20 protein-coding genes are annotated in these 23,518 nt (G+C 64.2%); 8 read left to right on the top strand and 12 right to left on the bottom strand.

Annotated elements, in window-relative coordinates:
• Positions 1 to 8 precede the first annotated feature (8 nt).
• A complete protein-coding gene (locus ASILVAE211_RS04255; protein ID WP_227320023.1) occupies positions 9 to 647 on the top strand; it encodes a histidine phosphatase family protein in 639 nt (212 codons plus the stop codon).
• A gap of 80 nt (positions 648 to 727) precedes the next feature.
• Complete coding sequence (locus ASILVAE211_RS04250) at positions 728 to 1,420, top strand: lipid-binding SYLF domain-containing protein (RefSeq protein WP_227320022.1); 693 nt, start codon at positions 728 to 730, stop codon at positions 1,418 to 1,420.
• 91 nt (positions 1,421 to 1,511) lie between these two features.
• On the opposite strand, the gene ASILVAE211_RS04245 is transcribed toward ASILVAE211_RS04250, so the two are convergent.
• From ASILVAE211_RS04245 to ASILVAE211_RS04230, 4 genes are all read right to left on the bottom strand, one after another.
• Positions 1,512 to 2,987: a sodium:solute symporter family protein gene (locus ASILVAE211_RS04245; RefSeq protein WP_227320021.1), complete on the bottom strand. Its 1,476-nt coding sequence runs from the start codon at positions 2,985 to 2,987 to the stop codon at positions 1,512 to 1,514.
• A complete protein-coding gene (locus tag ASILVAE211_RS04240; RefSeq protein ID WP_227320020.1) occupies positions 2,984 to 3,196 on the bottom strand; it encodes a DUF3311 domain-containing protein in 213 nt (70 codons plus the stop codon). The genes ASILVAE211_RS04245 and ASILVAE211_RS04240 overlap by 4 nt, the downstream gene beginning before the upstream one ends.
• 91 nt (positions 3,197 to 3,287) lie before the next feature.
• Complete coding sequence (locus ASILVAE211_RS04235) at positions 3,288 to 4,577, bottom strand: NAD(P)/FAD-dependent oxidoreductase (RefSeq protein ID WP_227320019.1); 1,290 nt, start codon at positions 4,575 to 4,577, stop codon at positions 3,288 to 3,290.
• Positions 4,574 to 5,914: a glutamine synthetase family protein gene (locus ASILVAE211_RS04230; protein WP_227320018.1), complete on the bottom strand. Its 1,341-nt coding sequence runs from the start codon at positions 5,912 to 5,914 to the stop codon at positions 4,574 to 4,576. The genes ASILVAE211_RS04235 and ASILVAE211_RS04230 overlap by 4 nt, the downstream gene beginning before the upstream one ends.
• Before the next feature lie 324 nt (positions 5,915 to 6,238).
• Between ASILVAE211_RS04230 and ASILVAE211_RS04225 the strand changes: the two genes are divergently transcribed.
• Complete coding sequence (locus ASILVAE211_RS04225) at positions 6,239 to 7,135, top strand: aldose 1-epimerase family protein (RefSeq protein WP_227320017.1); 897 nt, start codon at positions 6,239 to 6,241, stop codon at positions 7,133 to 7,135.
• Positions 7,136 to 7,306: 171 nt separating this feature from the next.
• Here the strand turns inward: ASILVAE211_RS04225 and ASILVAE211_RS04220 are convergent, their stop codons facing one another.
• From ASILVAE211_RS04220 to ASILVAE211_RS04210, 3 genes are all read right to left on the bottom strand, one after another.
• The gene (locus ASILVAE211_RS04220) at positions 7,307 to 8,059 is read right to left on the bottom strand and encodes an SDR family NAD(P)-dependent oxidoreductase (RefSeq protein ID WP_227320016.1); all 753 of its coding nucleotides are present in this window, start codon (positions 8,057 to 8,059) and stop codon (positions 7,307 to 7,309) included.
• 73 nt (positions 8,060 to 8,132) lie between these two features.
• Entirely contained in the window at positions 8,133 to 9,041 is a 909-nt protein-coding gene (locus ASILVAE211_RS04215; RefSeq protein ID WP_227320015.1) for an EcsC family protein, read from the bottom strand.
• 83 nt (positions 9,042 to 9,124) lie between these two features.
• Positions 9,125 to 9,808, bottom strand: coding sequence for a GlxA family transcriptional regulator (locus tag ASILVAE211_RS04210; protein WP_227320014.1), 684 nt, complete (start codon positions 9,806 to 9,808; stop codon positions 9,125 to 9,127).
• Between the two features lie 401 nt (positions 9,809 to 10,209).
• Here ASILVAE211_RS04210 and ASILVAE211_RS04205 point away from each other — a divergent pair, with 401 nt between their 5' ends.
• Together ASILVAE211_RS04205 and ASILVAE211_RS04200 are read left to right on the top strand one after the other, a co-directional pair.
• Positions 10,210 to 10,503 (top strand): hypothetical protein, encoded by a 294-nt coding sequence (locus ASILVAE211_RS04205; RefSeq protein ID WP_227320013.1) that lies wholly within the window; start codon positions 10,210 to 10,212, stop codon positions 10,501 to 10,503.
• 62 nt (positions 10,504 to 10,565) lie between these two features.
• Entirely contained in the window at positions 10,566 to 11,264 is a 699-nt protein-coding gene (locus ASILVAE211_RS04200) for a GNAT family N-acetyltransferase (RefSeq protein WP_227320012.1), read from the top strand.
• Positions 11,265 to 11,353: 89 nt separating this feature from the next.
• Here ASILVAE211_RS04200 and ASILVAE211_RS04195 read toward each other — a convergent pair whose 3' ends face one another.
• Positions 11,354 to 12,640, bottom strand: a complete 1,287-nt coding sequence (locus tag ASILVAE211_RS04195) for a hydantoinase/carbamoylase family amidase (RefSeq protein ID WP_227320011.1) — start codon at positions 12,638 to 12,640, stop codon at positions 11,354 to 11,356.
• A gap of 81 nt (positions 12,641 to 12,721) precedes the next feature.
• On the opposite strand from ASILVAE211_RS04195, the gene ASILVAE211_RS04190 reads away from it, so the two are divergent.
• From ASILVAE211_RS04190 to ASILVAE211_RS04180, 3 genes are all read left to right on the top strand, one after another.
• Positions 12,722 to 14,125, top strand: a complete 1,404-nt coding sequence (locus ASILVAE211_RS04190; protein WP_227320010.1) for an aspartate aminotransferase family protein — start codon at positions 12,722 to 12,724, stop codon at positions 14,123 to 14,125.
• Positions 14,126 to 14,209: 84 nt separating this feature from the next.
• The gene (locus ASILVAE211_RS04185) at positions 14,210 to 15,262 is read left to right on the top strand and encodes an aldo/keto reductase (RefSeq protein ID WP_319799530.1); all 1,053 of its coding nucleotides are present in this window, start codon (positions 14,210 to 14,212) and stop codon (positions 15,260 to 15,262) included.
• Positions 15,263 to 15,463: 201 nt separating this feature from the next.
• Positions 15,464 to 17,878: a hybrid sensor histidine kinase/response regulator gene (locus ASILVAE211_RS04180; protein ID WP_227320009.1), complete on the top strand. Its 2,415-nt coding sequence runs from the start codon at positions 15,464 to 15,466 to the stop codon at positions 17,876 to 17,878.
• A gap of 189 nt (positions 17,879 to 18,067) precedes the next feature.
• On the opposite strand, the gene ASILVAE211_RS04175 is transcribed toward ASILVAE211_RS04180, so the two are convergent.
• From ASILVAE211_RS04175 to ASILVAE211_RS04160, 4 genes are all read right to left on the bottom strand, one after another.
• Entirely contained in the window at positions 18,068 to 18,430 is a 363-nt protein-coding gene (locus ASILVAE211_RS04175) for an FKBP-type peptidyl-prolyl cis-trans isomerase (RefSeq protein WP_227320008.1), read from the bottom strand.
• Between the two features lie 126 nt (positions 18,431 to 18,556).
• Positions 18,557 to 19,540, bottom strand: coding sequence for a sensor domain-containing diguanylate cyclase (locus ASILVAE211_RS04170; RefSeq protein ID WP_227320007.1), 984 nt, complete (start codon positions 19,538 to 19,540; stop codon positions 18,557 to 18,559).
• Between the two features lie 138 nt (positions 19,541 to 19,678).
• Positions 19,679 to 21,019 (bottom strand): LLM class flavin-dependent oxidoreductase, encoded by a 1,341-nt coding sequence (locus ASILVAE211_RS04165; RefSeq protein WP_227320006.1) that lies wholly within the window; start codon positions 21,017 to 21,019, stop codon positions 19,679 to 19,681.
• 122 nt (positions 21,020 to 21,141) lie between these two features.
• Positions 21,142 to 23,430 carry an NADP-dependent malic enzyme gene (locus ASILVAE211_RS04160; protein ID WP_227320005.1) on the bottom strand — a complete coding sequence of 763 codons (2,289 nt, stop codon included), beginning with the start codon at positions 23,428 to 23,430 and terminating at the stop codon, positions 21,142 to 21,144.
• Between the last annotated feature and the right edge of the window lie 88 nt (positions 23,431 to 23,518).

Here is a 23,518-nt window from a genome sequence, read left to right as displayed (position 1 = left end):
GAGTGTCTATGCTACCCCAATCCACCCGCTTCTGGCTGATCCGACACGCGCTGGTCGATTCCGAAGCCCGCAAGAGACTCTACGGCACCGAGGACGTGCCGATTTGTGAAAGCACCCTGCTGGCCCAGGCCGATGCCTATGCCGCCCTCGGCCGCCGCCTGCCGCAGCCGGCGCGCTGGCTGGTGACGCCGCTGAGCCGCACGCATCGGACGGCGCAGGCGATCTTTGCCGGCGGCTATCCGGCGCAGGACTGGACTGTGGACCCGGCTTTCATCGAGCAGTCCTTCGGCCAACTGCAGGGCATGCTCGGCACCGACCTGCCACAGCACCTGACCCTGCCGTCACACGACTTCTGGCCCATTTCCCATGCCGAGCGGCCGGACGGCGGCGAAAGCTTCGAAGAAGTGATCGGCCGCATCGGCGTCGGGCTGGAAGCGCTGACCCGCGCCCATAAGGGCGAGGATATCGTGATTGTCTGCCACGGTGGCGCCATTCGTGCGGCCATCGCCCATGCGCTGGGTCTGGGCGGGGAGACCGCGCTGCGCCTGTCCATCGGCAATATTTCGCTGACGCGACTCGAAAAGCGGGGGCAGGCTTGGCGCGTCATTTCTGCCAATGAAACGGTTGAGGGCGTGCCCGTCCTGTGACCGTCACGAATTTGCCTCATGCACCGGCGACAAGCGTGCATGCCGTGCCTGGCCTGAGACCAAAAAGAGGACCTGCGATCATGAAGCTTCGGACCACAGCCTTCGCGGCCTGCCTGATGGCCAGCATGCCCTTCCTGTCGGGCTGCGCCATTTCAGGCCAGGGACCGGCCGCCCAGCAGGACGTGGTCGACCGCTCCACCCTGGCGTTGCAGGAAATCCTGAACAGCACGCAATCGGCCAGCACGGTCGACACGCTGCGCAGCGCGCGGGCCGTGATGATCTGCCCGCAGACCTTCAAGGCCGGGTTCATCTTCGGCGGCTCGGGCGGCAATTGCGTGCTGATGGCCCGCGCCGCCGGCGGGTCATGGTCCGACCCCGCCTTCTACACCATCGGGTCGGGCAGTTTCGGCGCGCAGATCGGCATTCAGGATGCCGAAGTCCTGATCATGATCATGAACGACCGGGCGTTGGGCGCGGTGATGCGCAACCGGTTCAAGATGGGCGGTGACGCCTCGCTGGCTTTCGCGACCGTCGGCGCGGGCGTGGGCGGCGGCACGACGACGCATCTACGCGCCGATATCGTGACCTTCGCGCGCACGCGGGGTTTGTTCGCCGGCGTCTCGATCGAAGGATCAATCCTGTCGCCGGATACTTCGTCCAATCAGGCCTATTATGGCCAGCCCTATGCTCCGCCGCAGATCGTTGTGCAGATGATGGCGAACAACCCTGGCGCCAATCCGCTGCGCGCGACGCTGAGCCAATACGGCGGGTAAAGTCTGTCAGGCTTTGATTGAAAAACCAAAATCTAGCACCTGAGCCCGTCATCCGCGCAACGCGTGCGCGGATGACATCTTTAGGTAGTCCCTACTCCGCCGCGCCGCGCGCCAAAGCGCCGCGCCCGGGTGCCGTCAGAGCGCTGACGACGCAGACCCCGATGACATTCAGGATCAGCGCGAAAGTGCCGATATTGATGTCGCGCAGCACTTCCGGCCCATGCGGCCAAAGGGTCGCGACCGTTGTATTCGTCAGCGTGAAATAGATCACCGCCAGAACGCCGAGCGCGATGCCGGTGATCGCCCCTTCCTTCGTCACCGGATTGCGGGCCAGCAGGCTCATGATCATCGCCGGGAAAAGCTGCGTCACGAAGGCATAGCCCATCAGCAGCAGGGCCACGATGGTGGCGCTGCCGGCGATGGCGCAATAGGCGCCGACGAAAGCCACCACCGGCACCAGGATTTTCGCAAGGCGCACAACGCTTTCCTCCGACACGCGGCCGGGGCGGACCATGCCGACCAGATTGCGCGCCAACAGCGTCGCCGCCGTCAGCAGGATGAGCGAGCCCGGCACCAGCGCCGTCAGCACGCCGGTGCCGCCGATAACGCCGACGATCCAGGGCGGGAAGCTCGCGACCGAAATCTTGAGCAGCGCCATATTGGTGGCCGCCCCCTTCAGCCCCGGCACGACCAGAACGGCGGAAAAGCCCACGAAGAAGATGAACAGCAGCACCAGCTGGTAGATCGGCAGAACAATCGCATTCTTGCGGAAGACGTTCTCGTTCTTGGCCGTGAAACAGGCCGAGAAACTATGCGGCCACATGAAGAAGCCGAGTGCGGTCAGGATGACGGTGGAGAGGAACCAGGCGACGCTTTTGCCGGTCGGCGCGAAGGACAGGAAGCCGGGCTTGGCATGGTCCAGGGCCGCGAACATCGGCGTTATGCCGCCTTGGTAATGGAAGGGCAGATAGAGGCCGAGGGCGATGGCGACGATGATGATGAGCACATCCTTGACCGCCGAGGTCCAGGCCGAGCCGCGAATGCCCGAGACCACGACATAGAGGGAGACGACGACGGCGCCGATGATGACGGCCACGCTTTTCGGAATGGCGCCGTAGCTGGCCGTCTGCACGATCACCGCGAGGCCGGTGAATTGCAGCACCAGATAGGGGATCAGCGCCACGATGCCGACGACGGCGACCAGCACGCCCAGCGCCGGACTGTTATATTTGGCCGCGAAGAAATCCGGCTGCGAGATCAACCGCCTTTCGCGCGCGAAACGCCAGACCGGCGGCAGCACGAAATAGGCCAGGACATAGCCGATCGTGCCATAGGCCAGGATGTAATAGGCGGGCGCGCCCAGGCCATAGGCCCAGCCGGAGGCGCCGAGGAAGGTGAAGGTGGTATAGGTTTCACCGGCCAGCAGGATGAAGACGAAGACCGTGCCGAAGCCGCGGCTGCCGACGGTCCATTCCTCCAGCTTCATGGCATGGCCGCGCCGGGCGGCCAGCCCCAGGCCCAGCGCCAGCACGACGGAGAGAGCGATCAGGATCAGCGCGGCATTCATCGGCGCGGGTGCTCCGGATCGGTCGTCACGCGCGCGGGATCAAGCGCGTAGATGACCGCCATGGCGACCGAGACGAGCACGACCCAGATGACCATCCAACCCAGAAGGAAGGGCATGCCGAGGATGAAGGGGGTTGAACTGTTGTGAATGACCGGACCCAGTAACAGGCCCAGGATCGGCACAATGGCCAAGTATCCGATATGTTTCATCGGTACCCCCGCATGGTTGAGCAATTATCGGAAACTGTGAGGTCTGCCGCGCGCGGCGCAAGTCTTTTGTGCGGCGCGGCAGGCGGCAGGGCTAAAGCAGGTCGCGCAGCCGGTAATAGCTGGTGGCCAGTAGCAGCGCCGGCACCCGCAGCGCGCGGCCACCGGGGAAGCGCGCCTGGGGAATGCGGCTGAAGACATCGAACCGCCCCACCTGCCCGGCGGCGGCTTCCGCCAGCACGCGGCCGGCGAGCCCGGCCAGCGCCACGCCATGGCCCGAAAACCCTTGCGCCATCAGGATATTTGGCGCCAGCCGCCCGAAATGCGGGGCGCGATGACGGGTGATATCGACCAGCCCGCCCCAGGCGAATTCCGCCCGCGCGCCGACCAGTTGCGGAAAGACCGCCCTGGCCCGCGCCAGCATCGCCGCCCCCAGCCGAGGCGGCGGCACCGAGGAATAGGAGACGCGGCCGCCGAACAGCAGCCGGTTGTCGGCGGAGCGGCGGAAGTAATCGAGCACGAAATTGAGGTCGGCGACTGCTTCATTCTGCGGCAGCAGATCAGGCACATCGTCGCGCGGCTCGGTCGCCACGATATAGGTGCCGACCGGCATGACATAGCCCGCCACCTGCGGCCAGACGCGGCCGAGATAGGCGCCGCCGACGACCAGGACGGTCTTGGCCGACACCGTGCCGCGCGGCGTGCGCAGGCGCACGGTGCCGCCCTCCTCGATGGCCTTGACCGGCGTGCGCGTGAACAGGCGTGCCCCGGCCTGCTGCGCGGCCAGCCCCAGGCCCAGCGTATAATTCAGCGGATGCAGATGGGCGGCCATGGGCTCGGTCAGGATGGCGCGATAGCGGTCGCTGGCGATATGCGCCTGGATATCGGCGCCACGAACGAGCTTTGCCTCCGCCACGCCAAGCCTGGCCAGCGCCTCGGCCTCTTCCTCAAGCTCGGTGACATGCCGGGGCTTGATGGCCGCATAGAAATAGCCGGGCCGGTAATCGGCCGGGATGGCATGCGCGCGCACGCGCTGCTCCACCAACTTTGTGGCCTCCACCGACATATCCCAAAGCCGGCCGGCATCCTCTGTCCCCACCATGCGCGTCAGCTTGTGCTGGGCGATGGCATAGCCGGGCAGAACCTGCCCGCCATTGCGGCCCGAGGCGCCCCAGCCGATATCCTGCGCTTCCAGCAAAGCGGCGCCGATGCCGCGTTCGGCCAGCTCCAGCGCCGCCGAACAGCCGGTGATGCCGCCGCCGATAATGGCGACATCGACGGTGATATCGCCATCCAACGGGGATGTGCGGAGATCGACGGCGCGCGTCGCCTCGTAATAGCTGGGGGCCGGCGCTTCCCCCTTTTCCGCCGGCGCCAGACTCATACGTTCAGCAGAAGATGTTCACGTTCCCAGGAGCTGATGACCTGAAGATAGGTGTCGTATTCAAGCTTCTTCACCGCGACCAGAACCTCGATCATCTTGTCGCCAAGGATCTCGCGCAGCGGTTCGCAGGCTTCCATCATATCCAGCGCGTGGCTGAGTTCGCGCGGCAGCGCATAGGGCATGGAATAGGCCGAGCCTTCGAAAGGCGCGGTCGGCTCCAGTTCCTCGACCATGCCGAGATAGCCGCAGGCGAGCGTCGCGGCGAAAGCAAGATAGGGATTGGCATCCGCGCCCGGCACGCGGTTTTCGACGCGCATGGCGGAGGCCGAGCCGTAGGGCACGCGCAGGCCGCAGGTGCGGTTGTCGTATCCCCATTCCAGATTGATCGGCGCATTGGAAAAACGCGAGAGCCGGCGATAGGAATTCACGTTCGGCGCCAGAATGGGCATCACCGCCGGCGTGTATTTTTGCAGGCCCGCGAGATAGTTGCGGAACAGCTTGCTGGCCTTGCCGTCTTCACCCGCGAACAGATTCTGTTTCGTGACGGGATCGATAATGCTTTGATGCACATGCATCGCGCTGCCCGGCTCACGGCTCATCGGCTTGGCCATGAAGGTCGCGTAGATTTCATGCCGCAAGGCGACTTCGCGCACTGTGCGCTTGAACAGAAAGACCTGATCGGCCCGCGTCAGCGGTTCGCCGTGCAGGAAGTTAATCTCCACCTGCCCTGCGCCTTCCTCGTGAATCAAGGTATCCAGGTCAAGCTCCTGCGCTTCGCAGAAATCATACATTTCCTCGAAGAGCGGATCGAATTCGTTGACGGCATCGACGGAATAGGATTGCCGGCCCGTCTCCTGCCGGCCCGAGCGGCCGACGGGCGGCGCCAGCGGATAATCGGGGTCGGTATTGCGGCCGACGAGATAGAATTCCAGCTCGGGCGCCAGGATCGGCTCCCAGCCTTTGTCTTCATACAGTTTCAGGACGCGCTGAAGAACCTGGCGCGGCGCCATGGGCACCGGATCGCCGTTCTTGTAGTGGCAATCATGAATGATCTGCGCCGTCGGCTCGCGCGCCCAGGGCACAAGCCGCACCGTGCTGGCATCCGCACGCAGCGTGATGTCGATAATCGCCGGATCGGTGAGGCGGTCATCCTCGTCCGGCGGATATTCCCCCGTCACGGACTGAATGAAAATCGCTTCCGGCAGGCGCAGTGCGCCGCCATTGAGGAATTTCTGGGCCGGCGTGATCTTGCCGCGTGGAATGCCCGTGATATCGGGCACAAGACATTCCACTTCCGTGACATGATGTTCCGCAAACCATTCGCGCAGATCGGTCATGACTGTCTCCTATCTGAAAGCTCAATCGTCAGGCGCGCATTGAGGAAATAATTGGCGCGCCTACTGTCATTCTGGTCGGATCGAGCCGCCCCCTAGGGAGGGCCGGACACAGGACGGCAGAATAGACTGCGTTCAGCGAGAGACAGTGACTGGCTGTCGAGGCGAGACAAGGGAAAACTCCTGTTCCCCCCAAATCTCGCATAATCCCCCCCACCGCAGCAAGCGGGTCCTTGCGCAAAGCGTCACGGAGACAGGCTTTGCGAAGGCTTCCAGCGCCCGCAAGCCCGCCCTATCCTGCGCCGCATAGTGACAGGAGCACAGGCGATGACCGGCACGAACGACGACAGCCATATCCTCTCGGGCGATATCAAGGCGACCATCCTGGCCCAGGGCGCGGAGCTTGTCTCTCTGAAGGGCCCGGACGGGCATGAGTATATGTGGCAGGCAGGCCCCGCCTGGCCGCGCCATTCTCCGGTCCTGTTCCCCAATGTCGGCCGGCTGACGGACGACACCTATAGCCATGACGGGCAGAGCTACCGGCTAACGCAGCATGGTTTCGCCCGCGACCGCCGCTTCACCTGGGTGTCGCGCAGCGCCACCCATTGCACGCTGCGGCTGGTGGACGACGCCGAGAGCCGGGCCATCTATCCCTATGCCTTCCGCCTGGACCTGACCTATGAGCTGCGCGGCAGCGCGCTCACGCTGCGCTATACGCTGACCAATACCGGCGACGTCACCCTGCCGGCGGCCATTGGCGCGCATCCTGCCTTCGTCTGGCCGATCCTGCCGGGCGTCGCCAAGGAAGACCACGAGCTGCGCTTCTCTCGTGACGAAAAGGCCCCGATCCATGGTGTGAAGGGCGGGCTGCTGACGGACGCCGTCCACCCCTCCCCCGTCAACGACCGCGTTATTAAGCTCAATACCGACCTCTTCGCCGAGGACGCCCTGGTCTTCACCGATCTGGAAAGCCGCTCCGTCCGCTTCTCGGGCCGTGGCACGCCGGCGCTGGAAGTGTCCTGGGAAGGGTTCGAGCAGCTTGGCATCTGGACCAAGCCGGGCGGGTCGGGCGATTTCCTGTGCATCGAGCCCTGGCACGGCTATGCGAGCCCGGAAGGCTTTACCGGCGACCTGACGGAAAAGCCCGGCATGATGCTGCTGCCGCCCAGGACCGAGCGCGAGCTGCAATGGACGGTGCGCCTGATCGCCGACAAGACGGTGTGACTTTGCTGTCCTTGCAGTCGCCCGTGAGGGCGGCTGCGGTCAGTCTCCCCACATGTCATGCCCGCGCAAGCGGGCATCTTCTTCTGGTGCTTACGCCAGAGTCAGAAGATCCCCGCCTACGCGGGGATGACAATGCTCCAATCAAATACCTGAAAACTCTCAGTTGATTAATCAGAACTGCACGCCGCGCGTCAGCGCGCCGTCGACCACCAGATTGGTGCCGGTGATGAAGCTGGCCGCCGGACTGGCCAGAAACACCGCCGCGCGGGCGATTTCCTCCGGCCGGCCCATGCGGCCCGTGGGGTTCAGCGCCAAGGCCTCGCGGAACAAATCGGGCATCGTGTTTTCGATATTTTCCCAGACGCCACCTGGAAAATACGTATTGCCGGGAGAGACGCTATTGGCGCGGATAGTCTTGGGCGCCAGCTGAAACGCCAGACCTTGTGCGTAATGGATCAAGGCCGCCTTGAAGGCACCGTAAGGACCGGCCGCGAAATCAACCTCGCGGCCCGAGACGCTGGAAATCACCACGATCGATCCGGCGTCGGACTTCTCAAGCCAAGGCATGGCGGCATCGACGAGGCTGACCGTGCCCATGATATCGGTCTCGAACCCTGCCTTCCAGGCGGCGGCATCGCGGCTGACAGCGAGCGCGCTGACATTGGGCACCACGACATCGATACCGCCTAAGTGTTGGGCTGAGGCTTCGACCCAGGCCGTGACCGCCGCCGTATCCGAGACATCCAGCGCCTGGCCGAAATGCCCCTCGCCGAAGCTTGCCACCGCCTGCGCCACCTCGGCGGGATTGCGGGCACAAATGGAAACTTTGACGCCTTCCGCGACCAGAATCTCGGCGATGGCCCGGCCGATACCCTTGGTGCCACCCGTGATCAGTGCGGTTTTGCCTGCCAGACCCAGATCCATCGTTCAAACCCTCCGATTGCCGAAATAAGCTTCATGCCATGCAATCGGGCGGCCAGAGCAGCAGGCTTGCTGCTCAAGCCATCTCGGCCGCGGTCGGCGGCAGAGCCAAGGGTAGCGGGCGCTGACGGCGGCGGCTGCGGGCGCGCTCCTGCTCTACCAGCCGGTCCAGGCACGCGCGGACCTGCGCCGGGTCATAGCGGCGCTCCATCTGACGAATGGCGAAATGCACCCGCGCCATCTGTTGGTAATAGTCCATGAAGGCGAAGTTGAGCGCGCCACCGGTCGCGGCCCCGATCACAGGCACGATGCGGGTGAGGAATTTCTGGGTGAAGGAAATGCCCAGCAGCGTCGTCACCCGGCGCAGGAACCCGTCGATGGCCAGCCGGCTGAGCGCGGCGCGCGCCGCCCAATAGCCGGCCTGCCCGTCCGGCCCGTCCCGATGCTCGGTCAGCGCGAAAACTTCCAGGCAGGCGCGGCGGCCCTCGGGCGTCGTCGGGTCTTCGCCATAGCTGCGGGCGATGCCGGCGATGGAGCGCAGCATCAGGCCGGTGGTCAGCGGAATATCCACGATCATGCCGGGCGCGCCCATGAAGCCGGTCGCGGCTCCGCTGATGGTGCTGATCAGCTTGTGCCGGCGCCCGGCCGAGGTCGCGGCCAGTTCCTCGGCCAAAGCCACCGTGTCCATGCCACGGGTTGCCGCGTCATAGAGCCGGTCGAGGCTGAGTTCGACGATCTTGCGAGCGCTGAACGCGCTGTTATTGAGCAGGAAGCGCCCGGCCGCGTTCATCAGCCCTTCGGTCTGGTCGCCCACGAAACTGCCCAGGCGAAAGGCAAGCCCCTTTTCCGAGGCCAGAATGCGGGCGGCTTCGCGCATCCTGTCCAGATCCTCGGGCGCCAGACCGGCGCAGGCATTGCCCAGATCCTCGGTCTCGGCCTGGGCCATTCCTGGCGCATCGGACCAGACATCGCTCGCAATCGTCATGGCAGGCTCCTTCATTGCCCTTCATGTAGGACGAAAAACGGCAAAAGCGAGCCCTGCCGCACTCGCAATCCGCCAGGCGCGTGTCAGCGCAGATCGGCCCGCAATTCCCGCACGCCTCGGCCCAGGCGCTGACGCAGCAGGGTCCGCAAGGTCGCGCCATCGGCATAGCCGACCTCGGCCGCAATGGCTTCCACGTCCAATCCGCCGCCATGCAGCAGGGATTGCGCCTGTTCGACGCGCAGATCCTGGAAATAGGCCAGCGGCGGCTTGCCGAGAACAGAGGCGCAGCGCCGTTGCAGCGTGCGCGGCGTGGTGCCCAGCGCGGCGGCCGCGTCATCGAGGGAAAATCCGTCGCGCAGATGCGCCCGCGCCCATTGCTCGAATTTGAGAATGAGCGGGTCGGACTGCGCCAGATGGTTGGGGATGATATACGGCGCCTGGGCCGAGCGGATATCGGCCAGCAGATAGCGCGAAACGAGGCCGGCCAGTTCCGGGCTGGCCTGGCGGATCAGCCAGAGTGCCAGGTCGAGATGACCCATGGCCGACCCCGCCGTGACCCCCACGGCCGACGGCACAAGCATACGAGATTCATCGAGCTGGATGGCCGGATAGCGCTGCCGAAACAGCGGCGCCATCGACCAGGTTGTGGTCGCCTTCTGCCCGTCCAGCACCCCGGCCTCGGCGAGCAGGAAGGTGCCGATGCAGGAGGCCGCGATACTGGCCCCCTCTGCCAGCCAAGCCAGCAGCCGCGTTTGCGCTTCGCGCACATCCGCCCGGGCCAAAGCCGGGATGAGCGTCGCGGGCGTGACCGCCCGGAGCGCCGGAACGATGACCCAGTCCGGCCTTGTCCCCGGGGCAAGGGCTGCACCGGCACCGTCAACCCCTGCGCCGTGCGGACGCGCCGCCGCATGCCGACCACCGTAACGTCGAAACGTGGCGTGCCGCCCATGAAGCGGGCTGAGAGGGAATTGGCCGTGACGAAAGCATCCAGCGTGACCGCAAGCCCCGTATCGAACAGGCCTTCCAGCGCCAGGACTAGAATACGCATGGCGTAATCGCCTTCATTAATGTCGTTTACGACAATACCGCGCAGCCCAGCGCGGCGCTAGATCTGGCCGCGCCGGAACGCTGCCGCGGCGGCAGCGCCGGCCAAAGCAGGAGACCAGACATGAAAGTTTTCGCCATCGGCGTTCTGCCCCAGCCGCTGACAGATGCGCAGCGGGCCGAGATCATGCCGCAGGAAGTGCCGCATACGCTGAAACTCTATCTCGATGCCAAGATCGAGCAGTTCTGGTTCCGCCAGGACCAGCCCGGCCCGATTTTTCTGATGGATGTGGAGAGCATCGACCAGGCCAAAGCGACGGTCGGGCAGATGCCGATCGTGGCGGCGGGACTTGCCACCTATACCTTCATTCCGGTCGGGCCATTGGCGCCGCTCGGCATGCTGATCGCCGGCAAGTGAGGCATTGGGGCGCGCCCCGGCGCGCCTCAATCCGTTTCAGGACCATGAGGAGACTGGATATCGTGGACCATCCGCTGGATCGGCCGATCTGGAATGCCCTGACGGGCCGGCAGGCAGCTTTTGCGACCAAGGCCGGCGGCATTCTCCGCTATGGGCCGGCCTTCGCGCCCTTCGCGGCCAGCGCTGACGGCAGTGCGGACAGCCTGGCGCGCCTGATCGACCTGGTGCCGGACGGCGGGCATGTCACGCTTCAGCAAGCGCATGAGGTTGCCCCGCCGCCGGGCCTGAGCATCCTCCGCGCAATCCCGACCGTGCAGATGGTGGCGGACAGGATCAACGGCGGGCCGGCTGCGTTTCATTTCGATGTGCTGACACCGGAGGACGCGCCTGAGATGCTGGCCCTGGCGCAGCTGACCAAGCCCGGCCCCTTCGCCGAACGCACCCATGAACTGGGCCAGTTCCTGGGTGTGCGCCGCGGCGGCCGGCTGGTCGCCATGGCGGGCGAGCGCATGAAACCTGGGTCTTTCACGGAAATCAGCGGCGTTTGCACCCATCCCGATCATCGCGGCCAGGGCTATGCCGCCGGCCTGATGCGGGAAGTGGCGCTGGCGATTTTCGCGCGCGGCGAAACGCCCTTTCTGCATGCTTTTGCCACCAATACCGGTGCCATCGCGCTTTACGAAAAGCTGGGCTTCGTGACGCGCTGGCAGCCGGTGCTGATGGCCTTGGAGCGTTCGACGCCAGCGTCCCTCGGCGCCTAGCGCATTTCAGTTTTCTATTGAAACGACGTCATTCCCGCGAAAGCGGGCATGACGGCTGCGGAGGCGCTTCAATCCAAACCTGAAACGCTCTACCCGGCGCGGGCCAGAACCCAGCGGCTGATGACGTCGCAAGCAGAATTGAAATCCTCGATCCGCATATCCTCTCGCGGATTATGGCTGCCGAACTGGTTGCGCACGAACATCAGGCAGGCCGGGATGCCGGCCTGGGCAAAGGCCGCCGTGTCATGCCCACCCCCAGACAACATGCGGGTGAAGGGCACGCCCGCTTCTTCGGCGGCCCGGCCCAGTTCCGCCTGGATGGTCGCATCCATGGGGCTCGCCTGGCTGCCGGTCTCAACACCCAGTTCGAACCGTACGCCGCGCGTCTGTTCGATCTCGGCCACCAGACGCATCAGCGCGTCATGCAGCAGATCGACGCTTTCGCGGCTTTCGCTGCGCATATCGAGCTGGAAATAGGCCTCGCCGGGGATCAGCGTGAAGCCGGCCTCGGGCGCGGTCGCCAGCACGCAGAAGGTGCAGACCAGAACATGGCCCTGTTCTTCCAGCTTGGCCCATTCGGCATCGAGCCGGTAGGCGAGTTCGGCGGCGGCAATGCCCGCGTCCTTGCGCAGCCGGCGCGGGGTCGCGCCCGAATGATTGTATTCGCCGAAAATCCGGGCGTCGCGATAGCGGCGGGAACCGGGAATGCCCTTGACGATGCCGAGGGGAATCTCGGCCTCATCCAATTGCGGCCCCTGCTCGATATGCAGCTCGATGAAGCCGGCGACATTCTCCGGTGACAGCACGGCCTTCCCCGCGCGCACCGCATCCGGGTCAAACCCTTCCTCGGTCATATGATCGGCCAGCGTCCGCCCGTCATCCATCCGCGCCACGTCCAGCGCATCGGCCGGCAGGCGGCCGAGGGAGGCGCGGCTGCCAACATAGCTGACAGGGAACCAGCTGCCGGCCTCTTCCGAGCGAATGAGCATGACGGTGATGTCCCGCTTCGGCTGGAAACTGGCGCGCGCCAGCCCAGCGACGACCGAAAGACCGGCCAGAACGCCCGCCGCGCCATCGTAATTACCGCCCGTCCGCACGCTATCCAGATGGCTGCCGATGACGATCTGCGGCAGGTCGGGCTCCGATCCCTTCAGAACCAGATACATATTGCCGGCATGGTCGGTGCTGATGGCCAGACCCAAAGCCTCGGCCTCGGCGCGGACCAGGGCGTGCGCCGCCGTCTCCTTCGGGCCGTAGGCCTCGCGGGTAATGCCGACCCCGTCGAAGCTCATGTCATGCAGGGCCTGGAACAGCCGTGGCGCGATCTCGCGATCGGGCGGCAGGTTGGGACGAAACGGTGCGGATGCGGTGCTCATGGGAGAAACTTCTGCCTCGGGTCTTCCCCCGGCTCAAGGGCAGGGTCATCATGGCCGGGAACATTTGTGGAGCCCATGCGCATGTCATCCTCTGCCCGTCTCAACTCTCTGGCCGCCAGGGACGTCGCCAGCGTCTTCCATCCCTATACCGACCAGATCGCCCATGCCGAGAACGGCCCGGTGATCATCGCTCAGGGCAATGGCGTGCGCGTGCTGGACGATGCCGGCAAGTCCTATATCGACGTGGTGGCCGGCCTGTGGTGCGCGTCCCTCGGCTTCTCGAACGAGCGTCTGGTGGAAGCGGCGGCGAAGCAGATGCGGGCTTTGCCCTTCTACCACGCCTTCGCCTCCAAATCACATGAACCGATGATCGAGCTGTCGGAAATGCTGCTGGCGCGCGCGCCGGTGCCGATGAGCAAGGTGTTCTTCGCCAATTCCGGGTCCGAGGCGAATGACAGCGCCATCAAGATGATCTGGTACTACAACAACGCGCGCGGCCTGCATGAGAAGAAAAAGATCATCGGCCGTATCAAGGGCTATCACGGCATCACCCTGGCTTCGGCCTCGCTGACCGGCCTGCCCTATAACCACAAATCCTTCGACCTGCCGTTGCCCGGCTTCCTGCACACCATGACGCCGCATTTCTACCACGGCGCCCTGCCCGGCGAGAGCGAGGAAGAATTCGCCACCCGCTGCGCCGATGAGCTGGAAAAGCTGATCCTGGCCGAAGGACCGGAAACGGTTGCGGCCCTGTTTGCCGAACCCATCATGGGCGCGGGCGGCGTCATCATCCCGCCCGTCGGCTATTTCCCCAAGGTCAAGGCCGTGTTGGACAAGTACGACGTGCTGCTGGTGGCCGATGAGGTCATCTGCGGCTTCGGCCGCACCGGCCAATACTGGGGCAGCCAGACGATGGACGTGCAGCCCGATATTCTGACCTGCGCCAAGGCGCTTTCGGCCGCCTATCTGCCGATCAGCGCCGTGATGGTGAATGACCGCGTCTTCGGGCCGATTGCCGAGGAGACGCACAAGCTGGGCACCTTCGGCCATGGCTTCACCTATTCCGGCCATCCGGTGGCGGCCGCCGTCGCGGTGGAGACGCTGAAAATCTATGACGAGACGAATATCCTCGATCACATCGCGGAGGTCGGTCCCTATCTGCAATCCGAGCTGCGCCGCCGCTTTACCGACCATCCGCTGGTGGGCGAAGTGCGCGGCACCGGCCTGATCGCAGCACTTGAACTGGTGGAAAACAAGACGACCCATCAGAATTTCGACGCGGGCCGGAAAGTCGGCGCGCGCACGGCCAAGCATCTGGAAGGCTTCGGCATCATTGGCCGGCCGCTGCCGGGTGACGGCCTGGCCTTCAGCCCGCCTTTGATCATCACCAAGCCCGAACTCGACGAAGTGCTGGACGGCGTGGAAAAGGCGCTGGCCGCCATTACCGTCGACCTGCGGGCCGAGGGCTTCTCCGCCTCCGCCTGACCCTTTAGTCTGCTTCTCAAGCCCGGCGCCGTCTGGTGCCGGGCTTTTCTGCGTCTGTTAGCCAAAACATTTGAGGATAGACCTGTGGCGGAATACCGCTTGCTGGGCCGCACCGATTTGCGTGTGTCGGCCATTTGCCTGGGCACCATGACCTGGGGCCAACAGAATACCGAGTCCGAAGGCCATGCGCAGATGGATTATGCGCTGGATCGCGGCATCAATTTCTTCGACACCGCCGAACTCTACTCCATCCCGCCGAAGCGTGAGACGACGGGCTCCACCGAGCGCATTATCGGCACGTGGTTCGCATCGCGCGGCAACCGCGACAAGGTCATCCTGGCCTCCAAGGCGGCCGGACGCGGCAATACCAGCTGCCTGCGCCCGGGCGACGCCCCGGCGCGGCTGAATCGCGAGCATATCACGCTGGCCGTGGAAGCCTCGCTGAAGCGCCTGCAAACCGACTATATCGACCTCTATCAGCTGCATTGGCCGGATCGGCACATGCAGACCTTCGGTGCCGGCGGCAATACGTTCCAGAAACAGGACTGGTCGGACGAAGTGCCGGTCGAGGAAACGCTGGGCGTGTTGCAGGACATGGTGACGCAGGGCAAGATCCGCCATATCGGCCTGTCGAACGAGACCGCCTGGGGCACGATGAAATTCGTGACCGAAGCCGATGCCGGCAAGGGCCCGCGCGTCGCCTCCATCCAGAACGCCTATAACCTCGTCAACCGCACCTATGAGACCGGCCTTGCCGAAATCACCATGCGGGAACAGGTGAGCCTGCTGGCCTATTCGCCGCTCGGCCAGGGCTATCTGACGGGCAAGTATCAGAAGGGCGCGCGTCCAGCCGGCGCCCGCACGACGCTCTTCGAGCGCGGCCAGCGTTATGAGAAGCCGGGCGTGGAAGAGGCGATCGACGCCTATATGGCGCTCGCCGCCGAATTCGGCATGGATATCACGACGCTGGCGCTGGCCTTCGTGACGACGCGGCCTTTCGTGACGTCAAACATCATCGGCGCCACGACGATGGACCAGCTCAAGGTCGCGCTGGATTCCGAGGCTGTGACCATCACGCCGGAGCTGGAAGAGAAGATCAACGCTCTGTTCCAGATCTACGGCAGCCCGGCCCCCTGACGGGCCAGCGCTTTCCTCCCTGCGGCTTAGGTGCCGGGAGGAAAGCGCCCCTTTGGGCGAACTTGTAAGGCAAACGTCCAGAATGATAGTCCTGGACCATGGCTAACCGTCGGAGGATCACCATTTCCGTCCCGACCGCGCCAGAATTGGCGCGCAGTGAGAGCCAGGAAATGCCCGTGGTTCGCCGAAGGTAAGCTCAGATTGTCTGACATTAGTTCCTTTCCCATCGGCGGCGGCGCGATGGGTGCGATGATACGCTCTCACGACTGGGTCAGTTCACCTTTTGGCGAACCGCGCACATGGTCGCAATCGCTGCGGACGGCCGTTTCCCTGATGCTGGACAGCATCGGCCCGACCTGGCTGGCCTGGGGCCCTGACCTCACCCTTCTCTACAACGACAGCTACGCGCCCATGCTGGGTGGCAAACATCCGCAGGCTTTCGCAGCGCGGCTGACCGATGTCTGGGCGGAAATCTGGCCGGATGTCGGCCCTCTGGTGGACCAGGCCCTGGCCGGCAAGCCCATCATGACCCGTGATCTTCCGCTGCACGTCGATCGTGGCGCGGGAATCGAGCTGGCCTATTTTACCTTTTCCTACACCCCTTTGCGTGACGACCTGGGCATGGTGGCCGGCCTGTTCTGCTCGGTGCTGGAAACGACCGCCGGCGTGACAGCCGACCAGCGCCGCGACGTTGCTGCACATGCCCTGCAAAGCGCCAACCGGTCTCTGGAACGCGAGGTCGCCGGCCATGTGCGCGACCAAAGCCAGCTTTGGCATGTCAGCCAGGATCTGTTCTGTATCGCTGACCGAAAAGGCAAAGTTCTGAGCGTCAACCCGGCCTGGAGCAAGACACTGGGTTTCGGGGAAAGCGATCTTGTTGGACGCACGTTGGAGTGGCTTGAGCACCCCGACGATCGCGACCAGACGCGCAAGGCGCTACGACAGCTTCTGCGCGGCCGCGTCCCCCAGGCTTTCGAAAACCGCTATCGCAATTCTTCCGGCGATTATCGCATCTTTTCCTGGACGGGCATCCGAAGCGGCGAGCGTCTGTTCTGTTCCGCGCGAGACGTGACCGAGGAACGCGCACGCGAAGCGACGCTAAGTGACGCCCAGGATTTCGCGCGGCTTGCCTTGGCGGCTGTTGGCGGCGTCGGCGTCTGGACCTATGACGCAGCCAGTGACCAGTTTTCCTATGATGCCGCCATTGCCGAGGTCTATGGCCTGGATCCCGCGCGCGGGCCGGGCGGCATACCCCGGACGGAATTCCTGGCCAATGTTCATCCCGATGACCGCAAGGCGCTGGCGACGACGATGGCCGGAGGGCTCACGCGGGCGGGTGACCTCGAATTGGAATATCGGCTGTGCCATCCTGATGGTTCGGTGCGCTGGGTGCTGTCGCGCGGCCATACCTATCACGACGATCAGGGCCGGCCGATACGCCGCACCGGCGTGGGCGTGGAGACGACCAATCAACGCCAGATGGAAGAGGTTCTGCGCCAGTCGCAAAAATTGGAGGCGATTGGGCAACTGACCGGCGGCGTCGCGCATGACTTCAACAATCTGCTGACCGTCATCAAGACCTCGGTCGATCTGCTCAAGCGGCCCAATTTGCCCGAGGAGCGGCGCGGCCGTTACGTGGACGCCATTGCCGATACGGCGGATCGCGCCGCGCGCCTGACCAGCCAGTTGCTGGCCTTCGCACGCCGGCAGGCCCTCAAGCCCGAAGTGTTTTCTGCCAGCGACGGTGTGCAGGCGATATCGGACATGATGCGGACGCTGATCGGATCACGCGTCAGCTTCGTGACCGAACTGCCCGCGCATGGATGCTTCGTCAACGCGGACCCGACTCAGTTCGACACGGCCTTGGTGAACATCGCGGCAAACGCACGGGACGCGATGGACGGCGACGGCAAGATTACGCTGGCCGTGCAGGCGGTGGACGAAAAGCCCGCCATCCGCTCTCACGCGGCCGTCAGCGGCGCATTCGTCGCCATATCGCTGAGCGACACGGGCAGCGGCATAGAGGCCGACAAGCTCGAACGTATTTTCGAGCCTTTCTTCACGACGAAGGAGATTGGCAAAGGCACCGGGCTTGGCCTGTCGCAGGTCTTCGGCTTCGCCAAGCAATCCGGGGGCGAAGTGACCGTGACCAGCGAAGTGGGCGTCGGCACGACCTTCACGCTGTATCTGCCCAGGGTTGCGGCACCGACAGGAAAAACAAAGTCACTGACGCAATCGGATGGTCTTCCCAGCGATCACAATACCTGCGTGCTGCTGGTTGAAGACAACGCCGATGTCGGCGGCTTCGCGACACAGGCCCTGGTCGAAATCGGCTATCTGCCTATTCTTGCCGTCAATGCCGAAGAAGCCTTGATGGAGCTGTCAAAAAACTCCAAACGCTTTCACGTCGTCTTTTCCGATGTCGTGATGCCGGGCATGAGCGGCATCGAACTGGCGCAGGAAATTCGGCGCCTTTACCCCGATCTGCCGGTGGTTCTGACATCCGGCTATAGCCATGTCCTGGCGCAGCACGGCAGTCATGGATTTCCGCTGATCCACAAACCCTATTCAATCGATCATCTGTCCCGAACCCTGGCCGAAGCCGTCGGCGACTAGCGTCTGTCAGCTTTTGATTGAAACAGCGTCATACCCGCGAAAGCGGGTATCTTCTGCGGCGGACCTCAATGCGTCATCCCAGCCTTGCCGGCTGCGCCCTGAGCCGGGATATTCTTGCTGAGATGCCCCGAGGGAAGATCCCCGTGACAAGCACGGGGATGACGTTGCTTCCGTGAAAATCCTGCAAATTTAGCCGACGCCGAGCAGCTCGACGTCGAAGAGCAGCGTCGCATTCGGCGGGATGACGCCGCCGGCGCCGCGCGCGCCATAGCCGTGCTGCGGGGCCAGACGCAGGGTGCGACGACCGCCGACGCGCATGCTGGCCACACCCAGATCCCAGCCGGAAATGACCTGCTGCACGCCCAGCGTGAACTCGAAGGGCTGGCCACGGTCGCGCGAACTGTCGAACTTCTTGCCCTGGACGCCGTCATTATCCAGCCAGCCGGTGTAATGGACCGTGACCTTTTTGCCCTGCACCGGCTGCGCGCCCTCACCCACCACTTCATCGCGGTAGCTCAGGCCCGGATGCATGGTCATGAATTCGTCTGCCATCGTCGATACTCCGTTTTTGCGGTCGCGGCGGTGCCGGGCCGCTGGGTTAGATCCATCCCCCAGCCCTGCCAGACAATCGCGGGCGGCGGAAGATACGCCCGCGCGTGCGACAGGCGCAAAAAACGATCAGCCGCCCTCGTTCGCGACGATCTGGTTCTTGCCCGCGCGTTTCGCGACATAAAGCAGGCTGTCGGCCGCGCTCAATGCGGCCGCGACGGTGGACGGCGCCTTTGTGAAGGTCGTGACGCCCATGGAAAAGCTCACGCGGAAACTGTCATTCTTGACAGCGCGGTCCAGCACTTCCTTGATCCGCTCGGCGGCCGTGCGGGCCTCATTCAGACTTGCACCCAGAAGAACGACCAGGAATTCGTCGCCACCCAGGCGCCCGCTCGATTCCTCCCGCCTTGTGCGGCCGGAGAGAGATTGACCGATCAAGCGCAGCAGCTTGTCGCCGGCCTCGTGGCCGTAGCTGTCATTCACGCTTTTGAAGTGATCGACGTCGAAATAGACGATGCCGAAGGGCACGCCATGCCGTTCCAGCAGGGCGATGGCCTTTTCGATCTCCATCTCGATTCCGGCGCGATTGGCAATGCCGGTCAGGGGGTCGGTCAGCGCCATGGTGCGCACTTCGCTCATGCGCCGCCGCAATTCCAAAATCTCGACCGCGGTACTGGCAAGCGAGGCCAGTTTGAGAACGGCATCCTCGGAATGCACGCGCGGCCGCGTGTCGATGCCGCAGATGGCCCCCAGCGTCGACCCGTCCGGCGCGATCAAGGGCGCACCGACATAGTAGCGCACCCCGGGATCATTCACGACGAAGGGGTTTTCCGCGAAGCGGGTGTCCTGGGTCGCATCCGGAATCATCATCGGCATAGTCTGCTCAATTGTTCGTGAACAGAAAGTTTGTTCGTTCGGCAGCCTGTCCAGCTCCATGCCGGACAGGCCGACATGGTGGGTGAACCGGTCATCCACCAGCGTGACGGCCGCCATAGGCACGTCAAACGTCATGCGAACAAGATTGCACAGCGCATCTAGCCCATGATCGCGGCCGATTTCGGCCGGTTCATAGGTCTTCAACGTGGCAAGACGGCGCTCATCATGCGGGCGCATAGGGATGCTATCTCCGACCCAAGGCTAGAACTGCAACTTAACGAACTCAGCCGATAAGTCAGGCCTGCGACTTGCAGTCAAGCCTCGCGGCGGCAGGCCGGCATAACCGCCGGCAGACCGCCGTCAGATCGGCGCTGCCTATTCGGCCGCTTGGGCCTGTTCGGCGAAAAACCGGTTCTCCGGCCGTTTCAGCCCCAGATGGTCCCGCAGGGTGGTGCCTTCGTAGTCGCGGCGGAAAATGCCCCGGCGCTGCAATTCCGGCACCACCGTATCGACGAAATCGTTCAGCCCCTCGGGCACCGAATGGAACATGATATTGAAGCCGTCGCTGGCCTCCTGCTCCAGCCAGGCCTGCATCTGATCGGCGATTTCAACCGGTGTGCCGACCATCTGCAAGCCGCCGAAACCGCCGACGAATTGCGCCAGTTGCCGCACGGTCAGATTGTCGCGCCGCGCCATCTCCACCAGCGTCGCCCGCCCGCTCTGGCTCGCATTGGTTTCGGGAATCTCGGGCAAGGGCGCATCGAGATCGAATTTGGAGGCATCGACGCCGAGGCGCATGGACAGATTGGGCAGGCTGCTTTCCGGATGGACCAGGCTGTCGAGCAGCGCCAGCTTGGCGCGGGCTTCCTCCGTCGTGCGGCCGGCGACGACCAGCACGCCGGGCAGGATCTTCAGCCCGTCCGGGTCACGGCCGATGGCCTTCATGCGGCCTTTCACGTCCGCGTAGAAGCGCTTGCCGTCCTCGATGGTACGGGCGGAGCCGAAAATGACCTCGGCCGTCTCCGCCGCCAATTGCCGCCCGGCTTCCGAGGCCCCGGCCTGCACGATCACCGGCCAGCCCTGCACGGGACGTGCGATATTCAGCGGGCCGCGCACCGACAGATGCTCGCCCTTATGGCCCAGCACATGCATCTTGTCGGTATCGAAGAAGATGCCGCTCTCCTTGTCCCTGATCCAGGCGTCATCCGCCCAGCTGTCCCAAAGTCCGGTGACGACATCATAGAATTCCCGCGCACGGTCATAACGCGCGTCATGCTCCATCATGTCGTCGCGCCCGAAATTGAGCGCGGCATCGGGGTTGGAGGTGGTGACGATATTCCAGCCCGCGCGGCCATTGCTGATATGGTCGATGGAGGCGAAGCGCCGTGCGATATGGAAAGGCTCGTCAAAGGTGGTCGACGCCGTGGCGATCAGCCCGATCCGCTCCGTCACCATGGCCAGCGCCGAGAGCAAGGTCAGCGGTTCGAAGGATGTGACCGTTCCGCTACGTTTCAGCGCATCGATCGACATATTCAGCACGGCCAGATGGTCGGCCATGAAGAAGGCGTCGAAGCGTCCGCGCTCCAGCGTCTGGATGAACTCGACCAGATGCTTGAGGTTGAAATTGGCGTCCGCATAGGCGCTGGGATAGCGCCACCAGCCCGTGTGAATGCCGACCGGGCGCATGAAGGCGCCCAGGTGAAGCTGTTTCGTCATAATGGATCTCTCCGTAATTACGGAAAGTGTCGCGCCTGTTCCACCTCCCGCGCAAGCGGCCGGGACGGTATGATAGCTATCTAACTATCTCACGTCAGTGCTTGCGCCGCCGCGCCAACCTGCTACCCGGCGGCGGAGGCCGCCGCGAGACAGGCGAAGATGACGAGGTCCGAGACCTTCGCATCCATCGGCACCACCTGCACGGCATGGGCGAGGCCCGTGAGAACCGGGCCGATGACCCGCGCCTCCCCCAGACGCGCCACCATCTGAGTCGCAATCTGGGCAGCGTCCAGCCCCGGCATGACCAGGACATTGGCATTGTCGGTCAGGCGCGTGAAAGGATAGCCGGCCCGCAGCCGCGCATCGAGGGCGACTTCCGGCGTCATTTCCCCGTCGAACTCGAAGTCAGCGCCTTCCGCTTCCAGAATGCGCACGGCATCCGCCACCCGGCTGCCCGCCCCTGCCTGCGGCTGGCCGAAGGTGGAGGAGGCGCAGAAGGCAACACGCGGGCTTTGCCCCAGCGCCCGCATGCGATGCGCCGAAGCCCGCGCGATCATCGCCAGTTCCGCCGAGGAGGGTTTCATATTGATCAGCGTATCGGCCACCAGCAGCGTCTGGTGGGACGAGACGACCATGGAGAGGCCGAAGGGAATGCGGCCGGGTTTGGGGTCTATGGCCAACCGAATTGCTTCCAGAGCCTGAGCCGGCGCGCGGGTGAGGCCCGTCACCATGCCGTCGGCGTCGCCCATGGCGACGGCGCAAGCGGCGAAGACGTTGCGATCCTGATTGACGAGGCGCTGCACGTCGCGCAGCAGATAGCCGCGCCGCTGCAAGCGTCCATACAGAAATTCCGAATAGCGCTCGTTCTTCTTGTGATCGTCGAGCGCCGCCAGTCGCGCGTTGCGGATTTCGATACCGCCGTGCAGCGGCAGTTCCAGCCGCGCGAAGGCCGCGCGCACGCGATCCTCATTGCCGATCAGGATCGGCGTGCCGAAGCCTTCCTTGTGATATTGCGCGGCGGCGCGGACCATCGTTTCATTCTCGCCTTCGGCGAAGACGATGCGACGGGGCTGGTCGCGCACGCCTTCGGTGATGAGGTCGAGGATATTCACGGCCGTATCGAGACGGGCCGCCAGGGCGCGACGATAGAGCTTCACCTCCGGCAGTTTTCGCCGCGCGACGCCGCTTTCGACCGCCGCTTCCGCGACGGCCAGCGGAATGCGCGTGATCAGGCGCGGATCGAAGGCATTGGGAATGATGTAGTCGGGGCCGAAGCGAAGCTGGCGGGCGGCGGCGCGGTGCACCTCATCCGGCACATCCTCCCGCGCGAGTTCGGCCAGAGCCTGGGCGGCGGCGGCCTTCATCGCCTCATTGATGGTGCGCGCCCGAACATCCAGCGCGCCCCGGAAGATATAGGGAAATCCCAGAACATTATTGACCTGATTGGGATAATCCGAACGGCCCGTGGCGATGATGGCGTCCGGCGAGGCGGCGCGGGCTTCCTCGGGCGTGATCTCGGGGTCGGGATTGGCGAGTGCAAGGATGATCGGGCGCGGCGCCATGCCGCGCACCATGTCCTGCGTCAGCGCGCCTTTGGCGGACAAGCCAAGAAAGACATCAGCGCCTTTGACCGCCTCTTGCAGCGTGCGCAAGCCGGTCTCCACCGCATGGGCGGATTTCCATTGATTGAGGTCGGTGCGGCCACGATGGATGACGCCCTTGGTGTCGCAGGCCAGGATATTCTCCCGCCGCATGCCAAGCGTCAGAAGCAGGTCGATACAGGCGATGCCGGCGGCCCCTGCCCCGTTCACGACCAGCTTCACATCCGCCAGATCACGCTTCGTGAGGTAACAGGCGTTGATGAGCGCAGCGGCGGCCACGATGGCGGTGCCATGCTGATCGTCATGGAAAACGGGAATATCCATCAACTCGCGCAGGCGCGTTTCGATGACAAAGCATTCCGGCGCCTTGATATCTTCCAGGTTGATGCCGCCGAAGGACGGACCCAGAAGCCGCACGCAATTGATGAATTCCTCGACATCCTCGGTGAAGACTTCAAGGTCGATGCCGTCGACATCGGCAAAGCGCTTGAACAGCGCGACCTTGCCTTCCATCACCGGCTTGGAGGCCAGCGCGCCGATATTGCCCAGCCCCAGGACAGCGGTGCCGTTGGAGATGACGGCCACCATATTGCCGCGCGTGGTATAGCTATAGGCAAGTTCTGGGTCTTTTTCGATTTCCAGGCAGGGCGCGGCGACACCGGGCGAATAGGCGAGGCTGAGGTCGCGCGCCGTCGTCAGTGATTTGGAAATCCGGGTTTCCAGCTTGCCCGGCCGGCCGCTGGCATGGAGTTCGAGCGCCGCTTCCGCCAGAGAACTGAGGCGTGTGGCCGTCTTGTCCTGATCAGACATGGCATTCCCTATCCCGTTTCTTGGCAGCGCTTTTCGCGCCTTGACAGGAAGCCTAGCCCGCGCCCGTTCCACAAAGCCAGGGTTTTGG

The sequence above is a fragment of the Acidisoma silvae genome (assembly GCF_020618775.1).
Lineage (GTDB): Bacteria > Pseudomonadota > Alphaproteobacteria > Acetobacterales > Acetobacteraceae > Acidisoma > Acidisoma silvae.
This window is presented reverse-complemented; position numbering and strand designations above follow the sequence as displayed.

What these genes read in the sequence shown, in the direction of transcription:
- ASILVAE211_RS04225 (WP_227320017.1), top strand. Translation starts at nt 6,239, where the DNA reads ATGACCGGCACGAACGACGACAGCCATATCCTCTCGGGCGATATCAAG.
- ASILVAE211_RS04230 (WP_227320018.1), bottom strand. Translation starts at nt 5,914, where the DNA reads ATGACCGATCTGCGCGAATGGTTTGCGGAACATCATGTCACGGAAGTG.
- ASILVAE211_RS04205 (WP_227320013.1), top strand. Translation starts at nt 10,210, where the DNA reads ATGAAAGTTTTCGCCATCGGCGTTCTGCCCCAGCCGCTGACAGATGCG.
- ASILVAE211_RS04250 (WP_227320022.1), top strand. Translation starts at nt 728, where the DNA reads ATGAAGCTTCGGACCACAGCCTTCGCGGCCTGCCTGATGGCCAGCATG.
- ASILVAE211_RS04165 (WP_227320006.1), bottom strand. Translation starts at nt 21,019, where the DNA reads ATGACGAAACAGCTTCACCTGGGCGCCTTCATGCGCCCGGTCGGCATT.
- ASILVAE211_RS04235 (WP_227320019.1), bottom strand. Translation starts at nt 4,577, where the DNA reads ATGAGTCTGGCGCCGGCGGAAAAGGGGGAAGCGCCGGCCCCCAGCTAT.
- ASILVAE211_RS04255 (WP_227320023.1), top strand. Translation starts at nt 9, where the DNA reads ATGCTACCCCAATCCACCCGCTTCTGGCTGATCCGACACGCGCTGGTC.
- ASILVAE211_RS04240 (WP_227320020.1), bottom strand. Translation starts at nt 3,196, where the DNA reads ATGAAACATATCGGATACTTGGCCATTGTGCCGATCCTGGGCCTGTTA.
- ASILVAE211_RS04175 (WP_227320008.1), bottom strand. Translation starts at nt 18,430, where the DNA reads ATGGCAGACGAATTCATGACCATGCATCCGGGCCTGAGCTACCGCGAT.
- ASILVAE211_RS04160 (WP_227320005.1), bottom strand. Translation starts at nt 23,430, where the DNA reads ATGTCTGATCAGGACAAGACGGCCACACGCCTCAGTTCTCTGGCGGAA.
- ASILVAE211_RS04190 (WP_227320010.1), top strand. Translation starts at nt 12,722, where the DNA reads ATGTCATCCTCTGCCCGTCTCAACTCTCTGGCCGCCAGGGACGTCGCC.
- ASILVAE211_RS04170 (WP_227320007.1), bottom strand. Translation starts at nt 19,540, where the DNA reads ATGCGCCCGCATGATGAGCGCCGTCTTGCCACGTTGAAGACCTATGAA.
- ASILVAE211_RS04195 (WP_227320011.1), bottom strand. Translation starts at nt 12,640, where the DNA reads ATGAGCACCGCATCCGCACCGTTTCGTCCCAACCTGCCGCCCGATCGC.
- ASILVAE211_RS04245 (WP_227320021.1), bottom strand. Translation starts at nt 2,987, where the DNA reads ATGAATGCCGCGCTGATCCTGATCGCTCTCTCCGTCGTGCTGGCGCTG.
- ASILVAE211_RS04220 (WP_227320016.1), bottom strand. Translation starts at nt 8,059, where the DNA reads ATGGATCTGGGTCTGGCAGGCAAAACCGCACTGATCACGGGTGGCACC.
- ASILVAE211_RS04215 (WP_227320015.1), bottom strand. Translation starts at nt 9,041, where the DNA reads ATGACGATTGCGAGCGATGTCTGGTCCGATGCGCCAGGAATGGCCCAG.